10 protein-coding genes and 2 pseudogenes are annotated in these 12,234 nt (G+C 47.9%); 5 read left to right on the forward strand and 7 right to left on the reverse strand.

Annotated features, from left to right (window positions below; genetic code table 11):
• Positions 1-20: 20 nt before the first annotated feature.
• Positions 21-680: an MIP/aquaporin family protein gene (locus tag JCM11969_RS06520; RefSeq protein WP_054709603.1), complete on the reverse strand. Its 660-nt coding sequence runs from the start codon at positions 678-680 to the stop codon at positions 21-23.
• A 175-nt stretch (positions 681-855) separates the two neighbouring features.
• Between JCM11969_RS06520 and JCM11969_RS06525 the strand changes: the two genes are divergently transcribed.
• From JCM11969_RS06525 to JCM11969_RS06535, 3 genes are all read left to right on the forward strand, one after another.
• Positions 856-1,290 carry a hypothetical protein gene (locus JCM11969_RS06525; protein ID WP_054709606.1) on the forward strand — a complete coding sequence of 145 codons (435 nt, stop codon included), beginning with the start codon at positions 856-858 and terminating at the stop codon, positions 1,288-1,290.
• An 87-nt stretch (positions 1,291-1,377) separates the two neighbouring features.
• Entirely contained in the window at positions 1,378-1,977 is a 600-nt protein-coding gene (locus tag JCM11969_RS06530; RefSeq protein WP_054709609.1) for a hypothetical protein, read from the forward strand.
• Between the two features lie 988 nt (positions 1,978-2,965).
• A complete protein-coding gene (locus JCM11969_RS06535; protein WP_054709611.1) occupies positions 2,966-3,343 on the forward strand; it encodes a hypothetical protein in 378 nt (125 codons plus the stop codon).
• A gap of 127 nt (positions 3,344-3,470) precedes the next feature.
• On the opposite strand, the gene JCM11969_RS06540 is transcribed toward JCM11969_RS06535, so the two are convergent.
• The gene (locus JCM11969_RS06540; RefSeq protein WP_054709614.1) at positions 3,471-3,950 is read right to left on the reverse strand and encodes a C39 family peptidase; all 480 of its coding nucleotides are present in this window, start codon (positions 3,948-3,950) and stop codon (positions 3,471-3,473) included.
• 223 nt (positions 3,951-4,173) lie between these two features.
• Here JCM11969_RS06540 and JCM11969_RS06545 point away from each other — a divergent pair.
• Positions 4,174-5,795 (forward strand): annotated as a pseudogene (locus JCM11969_RS06545) (peptide ABC transporter substrate-binding protein).
• 515 nt (positions 5,796-6,310) lie between these two features.
• On the opposite strand, the gene JCM11969_RS06550 reads toward JCM11969_RS06545, so the two are convergent.
• Positions 6,311-8,023, reverse strand: coding sequence for an MFS transporter (locus JCM11969_RS06550; protein WP_054709618.1), 1,713 nt, complete (start codon positions 8,021-8,023; stop codon positions 6,311-6,313).
• 102 nt (positions 8,024-8,125) lie between these two features.
• Between JCM11969_RS06550 and JCM11969_RS06555 the strand changes: the two genes are divergently transcribed.
• Positions 8,126-8,677 (forward strand): TetR/AcrR family transcriptional regulator, encoded by a 552-nt coding sequence (locus tag JCM11969_RS06555; RefSeq protein ID WP_054709621.1) that lies wholly within the window; start codon positions 8,126-8,128, stop codon positions 8,675-8,677.
• Between the two features lie 209 nt (positions 8,678-8,886).
• On the opposite strand, the gene JCM11969_RS19770 is transcribed toward JCM11969_RS06555, so the two are convergent.
• The 4 genes and pseudogenes from JCM11969_RS19770 to JCM11969_RS06575 form a co-directional block, all read right to left on the reverse strand.
• Positions 8,887-9,312: an alpha/beta hydrolase gene (locus JCM11969_RS19770; protein ID WP_054709626.1), complete on the reverse strand. Its 426-nt coding sequence runs from the start codon at positions 9,310-9,312 to the stop codon at positions 8,887-8,889.
• The gene (locus JCM11969_RS19775) at positions 9,291-9,842 is read right to left on the reverse strand and encodes an alpha/beta hydrolase (protein ID WP_054709630.1); all 552 of its coding nucleotides are present in this window, start codon (positions 9,840-9,842) and stop codon (positions 9,291-9,293) included. Before JCM11969_RS19775 ends, JCM11969_RS19770 begins: the two co-directional genes overlap by 22 nt.
• 186 nt (positions 9,843-10,028) lie before the next feature.
• A pseudogene (locus tag JCM11969_RS06570) lies at positions 10,029-11,230 on the reverse strand (acetate/propionate family kinase).
• Positions 11,231-11,629: 399 nt separating this feature from the next.
• A complete protein-coding gene (locus tag JCM11969_RS06575) occupies positions 11,630-12,037 on the reverse strand; it encodes a hypothetical protein (protein WP_054709634.1) in 408 nt (135 codons plus the stop codon).
• Positions 12,038-12,234 lie beyond the last annotated feature (197 nt).

Genomic DNA, 12,234 nt, shown 5'->3' on the forward strand with positions numbered 1-12,234 from the left:
AAGTGATGGTCGTTCTTGAGTTATCCCTTAGTTGCCTCAGTTGGTGATTCATGCTTAAAAATCAGCATCAATAACGCACCGACAACGGCGCCGATAACTGGGCCAAGGACGTACAGCCAGAGCTGGTCCAGTGAAGCGCCACCTGCAAATAATGCGGGTCCCAGTGAACGGGCGGGATTTAGCCCAGGACCGGTGAGATTGTAGCCAACCGTGTAAAGGACGGTGAGCGCAAACCCGTTGATCAGCCCGCCGAATTTTTGATGCTGGTGTTTGGTCATCAGGTAAACGAGGACCAGCATCGTCGTCAGGACCGCTTCGATGACGACCAGACTCACGTCGTCCACCTTAGTGGTGGTTTGACCGATGAAGTTGGCCGCCCCGCCAGTTGTCACGACTGCGGCCCGGACGGTGGCAGCCGCCCCGATTCCAGCGCCGAGCTGGGCGACGATGTACCACAGTGTTTTCTGCCAGGAGAGCTGATGATCGATTGCCATGCCCAGTGTGATGGCCGGGTTGAAATGGCCGCCGGAGTACGTGCCAAACGTGTAGGCGCACACCACAAAGGTTAAGCCGAACGCAAGGCTGACCGTGAGCGGATCCGCGTTGGTGAGCACAATGGTGCCCGTCCCCACGGTGACGAGGACATAGGTTCCTAAAAATTCAGCTAAGTAGTTTTTCAAAATAAGTCCCTGATTTCGTTGAGTTTATTGTTCTAGTGTACACAATCTAGTGGTCGGCTACAAGTTACGAATAGTGTTTCATTCAGGGAAGGACTGGGGTAAACTGTAACAGCACGTTCATCAAAATAAGACTATACTATGGAAAATACTGAAGTCGGGAAAGTGAGGATGACCAATGCAAGCAACACTAATTTACCGGGTACCCGTTTACATTGACTGGCTAGATCAGGGCGGCAACACCCAGTTAACGACGGGCCAACAGCTGGAAATAGCCGTGCACGAACTGTTATTGGCGCAGAGTCCCTGGACGGATGAGTGGCAGGTGGAAGTACCGTACGCCGCGCAGGTTCAAGGAAGGGCACGATTATTGAATGTGAAGACGGATAATGCGCGTAATCAGGCCATCCTCACGATTGGGTTTCAGGTGCCATGGACACCGCGTTATTCAGGACGGATGGCTGAAATTATCCAGGTGTTTTTAAAAACAAAACTGAATCGATTTTGTCAACGTACTGTTTTTGGAATCAAACAGGCGCGCTTGGCGGTAAGATTTGCCGGTAACGTTGCGTTGACCGGCAAACGGTACGACCTGAATTTCTCAATGGAATAGGGCCTCAACTATTGTTGCGAATTGATTCATTTGTCGTGGGGCTTATGATAGAATGAAGTGATGATTAGAATGGGTGGAGGGAAAATAATGAAAAAATCGGTATTGATCAAGGGATTTATCGCCGCAGTTGCGACACTTGGCATCGGATTGGGATCCACAGCACTGGCCCAACCACAAACAGCCCAGGCCTCAACGAAGTTCAGTAAGAGTGAACTTCAAGGACCAACCGGCTATTTTAAGAGTGATAAGGCAGGTTACGCGTTCCACTGGACTAAAATCAAAGTCAGCAATGGCGGCCACGTTCGCGCTATTATGATGGGGGACTTTAAAGCACCACAACTGGCAATGGTCGTTCCAGTGAAGAACTCTTTTAGTAAGACCATGCGGACACTGTACGTGACGTACCACACCATTTCAAACGGTAAGGTCGGCAAAACAAACTACAAGTTGTCCATCTACAAGAAGACAAGCTCAACTTATTCAGCTAAATTGACGAAGTATAAGAGCGGCCGTGCCGTTAACATTAAGGGAACGACATACACGTTTACGAAGACGAAGAGCTCACCAGCCAAATCTTACGTGAACACTTACACGAAGCCAATTTTCCAGAAATCACTGCAGGATCAGTATGAAGCTGCCGTTCAAAAACAATATCAAGACTACCTTGCTAAGGGTGAAAACGTCTAAGATCCTTCTGAAGACACGGACCTTCAATCCCAAATCACTGACAAGGTCAACTCTGGCACCACAACTGCAATCAACCAACTTGTTGATTCCTTTAACAGCTAGATTGCGGATTGCACTTTAAAAATCATCATTGAAGCCCATTTGAGCATTTCAATGATGTTTTTTTGTTGCTGTAACTGTATTGTTTGAGAGGGAAGTTCGTTGCATTCCGCAATTTGGCAGGCCGTCGTAGTGGCTCGCGACTGAGCTAACTCGATTTCTGCTGCGCAGCTCTCGAGTGGATCTCAGTCGACTCGCACATCAGTAACCGACCAAAGAACGGTCGCTAACTGATGTCGACACCACGACAGCCTGCCAAATTGCTGCATTCCACTGACGTTGAAGTGACTTTATACATTGGTTAAGTATCACAATGGCAATAGACCAAGTTTGAAGAGAAATCCGCCCTCGACTGCTGACAAGTTCATTGTCAGCAATGCTTCAGACGATGATTATCGTAATTGGATTGACCAATTTGTAAGTTTCACCACTATACTGTGCTAAAGTTGTTGACTCGATTGCAGCAATCGTAATGACCAGCCAGTAAGGTTTCCGCGATTCTGTGTGACAGTTGTAGATGTTGTTGCCCATCTCCACAATAGTAGCGGAGTGGAGCCGGTTGGCATTGCACGTTGTGGTGTCGGTGTTCCTTGGCGAGGGTCCTTTCCTCGCTTAGGAACACGGGAGTCGGAGGAGATCCTTGAATTTCTGCCAAGAAATTCAATAGCTCCGGAGCGACCCACTTCAACGTGCAGGGACAACCGGCGCAACGCAGCGGTATTTCAAGCTAGTAAGGCGCAACATTGCGCATAAAAGCGCAGTGATTTACCTGGAATTAATGCAGACTTAAGAAAACCTTACACTTTTTTTAACCTTACTCGGGGATTGATCTGTCATAATACATGTATTAAACTTTTAATACCATAACTTTATTGAGAGAAGTGAGCACATGATGACTCAACCAGAATTGGCATCTGACGAAATTATTTCGCGGTTGCACTTACCAACCTTGCGTAATTTGTTAAACGACCTCAGTTTGGATTACGACCAACTAGAGAGCAACGTTGCTTCACAAGCTGATTTACACAAGAAGGGAAACAACCCGCCGAGTTATACAAATGTCAGAAGTCTGGGTGAAGTGATCGAGGACGCCTACGACGGTTACGTCCAGACCTTGTATCAAGACGGCACGACAGATAGCGACGAAACGAAAGTTGTTACCGCGTTCCGTCAACAACTCAACCAGGATCTGAACCAGTTTGTCTTGGTCAAAAACACTGGCCGGGCTTACTTGGCTGACGAAACTGCCGGGAAATTATCCGTTTAGATTGCGGCATACCGGTTACTAGAATTGAAATGGACATCTAACAATAACGACTGACAGGCAATGCTGTTTGAATTGCCTGTCAGTCATAAAAACACCACTAGCTTGAGCCAGTGGTGTTTTTGTGTGCTTAAAGCCCCAACGCCATTGCCTTGTTTGCCCGAATTTCAGCAAATTGTGCGTTATCAAGCATCGTGACAGTATTTGTCCAACAGTCATTCACAGTGACAGTGGCAGCATCGTACCCCACCAGAACGAGGGCGTGGGTGTGGAAACCGTCAAACTCACCGACCCAGATCACCACGGGCTTGTTTGCATCCAGCTGTTGATGGAGCTCAGCTAGTGTCGCACCGGTCAGGTTGGTTGCGTGGCCAGCATATTTTGTGACGAGGGCCAGCAACGCCGGTGGGTAAATACTGTTGCCATTATCTGTAAATGGGTCGCCCACAAAGCCTAAATTGCAATCTTCCTTAGCGTACGGCATCTCATGAGCTAATTGGACCTTCGACACGTCAGCACCAGCATATTGCAGCATCATGGTCACTGCAGTAATTTCACAGCCGGTTGGCAGTTCGGGGCGTTGCGGAATCAGGGGAACGTTCAGGTGCATGTGCTCACCGCCTTCTTAGTAATTTGCCACAATTATAGCATAGATACGCCCTGTCACAATGGTGTATAAATACTCAAAAGAAATCACTTACACTGCGTAAGTACAACGATTGATCCCGTTTATATTAAATAAGAATTAGAATACCGGGTCGTTATTCTTAAAAATATGTTAAACTATCGTTAATGTGTGTTTAATAATTGTGTGTTGTGAGGAGGATTTTATTATGAGTTTGAGACAAAAGTGGGCCGCACTGGCTGGTGTGGCCGGCCTTGCGCTTGTGCTGGGGGCTTGCTCATCGAATAGTTCATCCAGCAAGAAGACGTTTACCATGCCAACGGATAGTGAGTTATCAACCATTGACCTGTCTAAGTCAACTGCTTTAGGGACATTTGATACGTTGAACAACACCAATGAAGGGCTGTACCGGCTGGGAAAGAATAGTAAGCCGGAAACTGGTCTTGCGACGAAGATGACGCAGTCGAAGGATGGCAAACGCTACATCATCGACATGCGGCACAACACTAAGTGGAGCAACGGCGACACCGTTACTGCTCAAGATTTTGTGTACTCGTGGAAGCGGACGGTGAACCCCAAGACGCGTCTCAGTATAGCTACCTGTTTAGCGGTATCAAGAATGCGGATGCTATTGCTGATGGCAAAAAATCAGCGAATACGCTTGGCATCAAAGCGTTGGGCAAGTATAAACTTCAGATCGATCTCGAACAGCAAATTCCTTACTTTAAGCTGTTACTCGGGTTCCCTGTTTTCTACCCGCAAAACGAAAAGGTGGTTAACAAGTACGGCAGTGCCTACGGGACACGCAGCGATAAGATGGTCTACAACGGCCCGTATAAGCTGACCAAGTGGAACGGGACAAGCACGACCTGGACACTCAAGAAGAACAACGATTACTGGGATAAGAAGGCCGTCAAGATGTCTTCTATTAAGTACCAAGTGGTCAAGGATAACCAAACAGCGCTCAACCAATACAACTCAAAGAAACTCATTGGCGCCCCATTAACTGGGAACCAAGCTAAAAATCTGAAGAACAACAAAGACTTAATTTCACGGCCACAGTCAAGCAGTTATTATTTGGCCATGAACCAAAAGATGAAACTCTTTAAGAACTTGAAGATCCGGGAAGCCATTTCCATGGCCATCAACCGGAAACAAATTACCAACAAAGTGTTAGGTGACGGCTCGTTTGTCAACGGCAGTTTTGTTTCAAAGGGCCTGGCAACAAACCCTAAGACCGGCAAGGACTTCACGTCAGATATTACCACGCCGGAATCAATGACCTACAACCCAACCAAGGCTAAGCAGCTCTGGAAGGAAGGGTTAAAGGAAACGGGGATTACCAACCCGCACTTTACCATTCTGTCAGCTGATAGTGATGCGGGTAAGAAAGTTACCGAGTACCTGCAAAGCGGGCTGGAAGAAACGTTGCCAGGATTAAAGGTCAGTGTGTCAAACATCCCACAACGGTCAGAATTGGCTAAGCAGGCCAACCACGACTACGAAGTGACGTTTGCTAACTGGTTCGCCGACTTTGCGGACCCAATTACCTTCCTGAACATTATGACAAAGAACAACCCAAGCAACATCTCAGGCTGGTCAAACAGCGAGTATGACAGTTTGATCAACGCGTCATCAACCACGGATGCCAACAATGCCTCCAAGCGTTGGGACGATATGGTCAAAGCTCAAAATATCATGATGAAGGACCAAGGCATTACGCCGCTGTATCAGTCAGCTGCACCTTGGTTGTTGAGTTCATCGGTTAAGGATATGGTTTATAATTCTGCTGGTGCTAGTTATAACTTTAAAACGACTTATTTGAAGTAGAGAGTAGGGTCCGGTGATAAAGTCCGTTGCATTCCGCAATTTGGCACTCCGCGTAGTGGCTCGCGATGAAGCTAATTCGATTTCTGCTGCGCAGCTCTCGAATGGATCTCCATCGACTCGCACATCAGTAACCGACCAAAGTACGGTCGCTAACTGATGTCGACACCACGACTCCGTGCCAAATTGCTGCATTCCACTAACGTTGAGGTGACTTTGTACAACTAGTTAAACATCAGAATGGCGTTAATACTAGTTTGTGGAGAATCCGCCCTCGACTGCTAGTCAGATTATTAACAGGTATGCTTCTGACCATGCTCTAGTCACAGGTATCGATTGGTTAATAGGTTTCATGACACCATTTATGAAGCCTAACCATCTATGATGAACTATTACAAGTATCATAGCGTAGTGGAACCGTTCGGCATGTTCACACTATTGTCATCATAGACAAGTAGTAGAACTTGTTTTCTAATGGGCTAAAAAAGACGACCAATCCCAATCGATTGGTCGTCTTTTTAATTTCTATCAGCCAAAACACGGCGATAATCTTTTCGTCGGTAAAACAAAAGTGACGTCAAACTAGCAAGCACCAAGAACGGCAGTGCCAGTTTATAAGGCGACATAAACGCGGCAACAATGTGTTGCTTGGTCGTATGTTTAATGTGTGTTGAAGCCTTGCTGATCACCGCGTTGTCTTTCGTAACCTTGGTTTGAACAGCATGCGTTACCTTGAACCGAATAGCCTGCTTCACTGAAGTTGGCAATTGCGCACCACCAGCCTTTTTCACAGCCGTTTGGTAATTTTCTTCAATCAAACGAGCCTCGGTTGCCTTGGAAATACCAGCAGCGTGGTGATCACTCGGATTTTCGGATTTGATCTGGGCAGTAGCGTTGGTCACCATCGCGTGTTTTGCAGTTTGTGGTAGCGCCAGGGTTTGGACGTAGGTTTCCGTATCGTTGATGGCGGTCGTCTTTGTCGTTTTCAGGTTGGCAGTCAATGCAGACACGAAAATAGCGACTGCGAGGACGGTCCCGATTTGGCGAAACAGTCCCAGCACACTTTGCGAAGCGGTCAGCATATCGCCAGTGAAATCAGCAGCGCCCAGAACTACGATGGGACCTGCGACCAGACCAAAGCCAGCGCCGATAAACAGTAGCGCAATGACGACCTGCGCGTACTGGTTTGGATTCATCACAAAGATGGTGGCATAGCCGAGGATCATTAGAATAAAGCCGGTTGCAACCATCACCCGCGGTCCGATTTTATCGATGATGTTGCCGCTGATCGGTGCCAGAAGAAAGATCATGACAGAGGCTGGCGTAATCATGAGCGCAGCGGCGAGTTCCGTTTTACCCTGAACCTTCGTGCAGAAGGTCGGGAAAATGACCATGACGGCGACCAGGAAGATCCCGGTGATGACAATGGCGAACACGGCGCCCGCAAATTGGCGGTGGGCAAAGAGGGTGAGTGGAATCATTGGATCCTTGACGAACCGTTCAGCAACGATGAAGGCAACCAATGAAACGAGACTGATTGCAAATAGGCTGAGAATGGGCAGGCTTGACCAACCCCAGTCAGACCCTTGGACCAGCGCCAGGGTGAGTGAAAACAGCAGGATCATTGAAAGCACCATTCCAAGGCCATCAATTTTGGCCGTTGTCCGCGACTCGTTTTTCAATTGTAATAACCATAGTGACAGGCCAATGGCTAAAATAACCAGTGGGACGTTGATGAAGAAGACCCAGCGCCACCCAAGAAATTGGGTGATGATCCCGCCCAGTGTTGGTCCGAGCGCAGCGGCAAGTCCCTGAGTCAGCCCAAGTGCGGCAACGACGGGGGTCCGGTGCGCCAAATCGACCGTGGTGATGCCGATGGTCATGCTGGCTGGAAAGACAATGGCGGCGCCAAGACTTTGCAGCGCCCGGCCACTGATAAGCAGCGCCATGCTGGTGGCACTACCGGATACGAGTGACCCAATGAGGAAGAGCGCCAACCCCGCAATGTAGACCTTGTGGCGGCCTAACTGGTCGGATAAGCGTCCCAGCGGAATCGTAAACACTGCGAAGGTAATGGTGTAAACGTTTAGTGCCCAGGACAGAGAAGCTAAACTCACGTGGAGCCCGGATTGGATGGCGGGGAGGGCAATGTTCATGATGGTGGTATCCAGCATGCATAAGAAGATGCCGATGGCCATCGTCATGACGGTTAATCGTGTTTTAAGTGTCATATTATCGTCTCCTTGAACGGAATTTCTTAACGCTTGTCTACGATACCAGCGTGTATAATAAGACTGAATACTTCGGTTACAAAAGGAGGGATTTTGTTAACGATGTCACCTAAAGAGCGACGTGATCAGGCGCTGGTTGCTATATTCCATGCGCTGATCGACCTCATGCAACATCAGGAAATGACAACGATTTCGGTTACTAAACTGTGCCAGAAAGCCGGCGTTTCCCAGACTTATTACTACAAGCATTTCACGACGTATGCAGAAATCATTGACCAGTATGAGATGTTGAGCATCGTCAATTACATGCGGGGTCTGCCTAATAGTACCAAGCTGGAAATGCCAACGATGATGACCCACTATTTTGAACTAGTAGCCAACCATCATGAGGAACAGCTGGTGCTCCTTGAAACTGGGAACGAGCAGCCATTGATCCGTGGGTTCGAAACTGCTTTTCAGTATCTCGTTCAGGCTGATAAAATCTATCAGGGACCTGGGTCAAACACAACGCAGCGATACTGGGGCGGCTTTTTGGCTGGTGCCGTGATCAACACGTCGCTGCGGTGGGTGCAAAACGAGATGACTGAGACACCGGCTTATATGGGGCAGTTGATTGCGGATTTCTTGAAAATAGAGAGCGGAGGAAAACGGTAGGAAGCGGAGTGTAAGCCAACTCTGGCAGAAATGCATGAACTTGGCATTTTAGCCAGAGTTGGCTTACATGCAGCTTTCTGTTTTCCGAAGCTTTCAGTCATGTGACGTACAGCTTTACACACAAAAAAGGGCACCGCAATCAAAATAATGTTTTGATTGTGGTGCCCTTTTTTGCGAATACAGTCACTTTAGTGGTTTTCCTTCACGCTCTATTTGTTCCAAAGAAACTTATACAGTTCCTGTCGAACTTCAGCGTTATCATTATGCAACCCATAGTGCGAAGCATCGTAGCCGGTAATCATCTTCTCACGGAAGCTGGTGACGCGGCTGCCAATGAGGTAGGCCAGCGACTCACTGGAAATGTTGGTCACAGTGCCGTCTGAATTCGTGCCGTTTTTCAGGTTACCATACATGTTCAGGACGTGAGCGGATGATGGAAATTCATTTCGTTTGTTGAGCAGAAGTTGGTATTCCGGATGGATGATCTTTGGTTTACCTGTTGCCGTCAGCCGGTTAAGGTTCGGCGTATCATCCCACAACTTCAAGATTCGGTCAGACACACGGCCGATCCAGCGGGTTTTCCGCTCAGTGATGATGCCGTCAAACGGCCCTGCTAGTGTGACGAGTTTATCCAATTTTGGCTGGTTGGCTCATGGCTGTAGTACTTCTCATAGTAAACAGCGGCGTAAGCGCCCATTGAGTGGCCGACGATGTTGTATTCGGTCACATCGTACTTAGTTTTCAGCGTGGTCAGCACGTTCTTGATCCATTTTGCGTCCTGAAGTTCACCGGCAACGTTGTTATCGAAACGGACGAGGATAATCGGGTTAGGCTTGTTTTTTAATGAGCCGCGCGTGGTCACCTGGCCGTCCGCCTTCACGTGAACGACAAGTCCCCACTGGGAATACCCTTTTTGCACGGCCTGTTTGACCATTGGCATTTCGGACTCAAACGTGCCACCGACACCATGAATCATCAGTGTTGGCACGTTGACTTTTGCGGAAACAGTGTTCGCACTTTGATGTTTAGTTTGTTGTGTTTTGTGTGTTACGGATGGTTGTGAGTTTGGTTTGGCTGAGTTAGTTGCCATTTTAAACCCGAAGCCGAGTAAAATCCCTGCTGCTAAGATGATACCCAGGGATAATTTTAGTAGACGCTTCGACATAGTTGTATCTCCTCACCATAAAAGTTCAATCTAATACTTCAGTATGCCAATCTTTGGGGTATTTTTCAAGGAAAGGGGGTCATCCTTAAGATTTTTATTGGTGTTTTTTCAGATAAGTAAAATAATGCAACAAAAAGAGACCAAAATGAGTTTTTGGTCTCTTGTGCGTTTAAACGGTGATGGTGATTAATACTTACTGTGTGGGGTGGTCAATCGGGCAACGTCCCGGACGATTTCCAGCTCTTCATTAGTTGGCACAACCAGGACCTTCACCTTGGCATCGTCAGGACTAATAATCGTTTCTCTGCCGCGCACTTGATTCTTTTCGTGGTCGATATTGACCCCGAAGACGCCAAGTTGATCCGCAATGCGTTCGCGCATGCCGATCCCGTTTTCACCAGATCCGGCGGTGAAGACGAGGACATCCAGCCCGTTTAATTCTGCGACATAGCTGCCGACGTAACGGATGACCCGGTTAGCAAACATGTCGAGTGCTAATTTGGCCTTCGGGTTCTTGTCCTCAGCGTCCTCCAAATCACGTTGGTCAGGCGAGAGTTCGGAAACACCCAGTAAACCAGATTTCTTGTTCAGGATATCTGTCATGTCGCCGATACTGATGCCTAATTTCTCAGTTAAGAAGGTGACGAGCGATGCATCAATATCGCCTGACCGTGTGCCCATCATGACCCCAGCTAGCGGCGTGAAGCCATTGAGGTGTCAATGACTTTGCCGTGGTCAAAGGCGGTGACGGATGAGCCGGAACCAAGGTGCAGAGTGATCAACTTGAGATCTGCCAATGGTTTGCCTAAAATTTCAGCCGTTCGTTCGGCAACGTAGCGGTGGCTAGTACCGTGGGCGCCATATTTGCGGGCACCGAAGTCTTTGTAATATTGATATGGAATTGGGTACATGTAGTTGACCTTTGGCATATCGGTGTACAGTGAGGTATCAAAAACGGCGACCTGATGCGCATCAGGCAGTAACGTTTGGAAAATTTCAATGTATTGCGCCTGAATGGGGTTGTGTAGCGGGGCGTATTCGGATAGATCCTTGATTTGTTGGAGTGATTCGTCAGTGATCACCGCTGAATCGGAGAAGATCTCACCGCCGGCAACGACCCGGTGGCCGATACCTGTGATCTCGTGTAAATGCTTCACGATGCCAGAGTCTTTCAAGTGAGACAGCACCATGGCGGCGGCCAGACGATAGGTGATGTTGTCTTCGACCTTCTTGTATTTTTCAGCACCAGGACGTTTAACAGTGAAAATGGAGCCTGGCAGATTCAAGCGGTCCACAAGGCCGGATGCGATAACGGTCTCGTCGGGCATTGAAAACAGCTTCCACTTTAATGTTGAACTTCCTGCGTTGATTGCTAATGTTTTTGTCATGGTTAACTCCCACCTTAATTTTGTCGTATGGTTCAAGTCTAACGAAGAATGTAACCGTTTTCAATATTTTTCATCGAAAGTTTTAAACTTTTTAGAGCGTGAAGGAAAACGGGAGGAAGCGAAGTGTAAGCCCATCCGGCCATAAAGGCCTGAACTTGGCCTTTATGGCCGGATGGGCTTACATGCAGCTTTCTGTTTTCCGAAACGCGTTTCGGCTTGAGGGCAGGGAACCACGCAGAAAGGCCCACACTTGGCATTTTCGTTAGAGATGGCTTACACGTATCGTTCGCTTTCCGAAGCGCGATTAGACGTGGCAGACTAGGAAGACAGACATAAACTGAAGATGCGCTTATGAAAATAAAAAGCCAATTGCCTAAAAGACAACTGGCTGTTAGCTATTTAAATAAAATGTGGTTCGTTTGAGGACGAGATACCACCGGTAAACGTGACGGTATTGTTACCATCATAGGCCCGAACGGAGTATTTTCCAGGTTTCACTTTAACGGCAGTGGCGACGTGACCGTTTTTTACGTGATAGGTTTTATATAATTTGCCATAGCGAAAAATCTTATAGGTAAACGTCTTGGTGCTGGTCACCTGATTATTGTCATAGGCAGTTAGGACCACGTGAAGTTTGGTCGTGGGTCGGACGGTTACCCGACGCGTCGACTGTGACGTGGTGCCTTTCTGAATGGCAGATGTCAGGCGAACAGCCGCAAAGACGGCATGAGCTTGGCCAACGGTCCAGAGACAGGCGGCGGTCAGAACGCTCATAATGATCCCAATGATTTTCGCTTTCTTTGTCATAAAATCCTCCTCGTAATGATTAGTGATTAGGATATACGAACGGGATTAATGGGCAGTAACGGTGAAGTTACAGTTTTGTGAATAAAAGTTACGAAAGATTACAGAGCGTGAAGGAAAACGGGAGGAAGCGGAGTGTAAGCCAACTCTGACTAATGCCGAGCCTGGCATTTTAGTCAGAGTTGGCTTACATGCAGCTT

Origin of the sequence: Secundilactobacillus paracollinoides DSM 15502 = JCM 11969 (assembly GCF_001311135.1) — a bacterium.
Lineage (GTDB): Bacteria > Bacillota > Bacilli > Lactobacillales > Lactobacillaceae > Secundilactobacillus > Secundilactobacillus paracollinoides.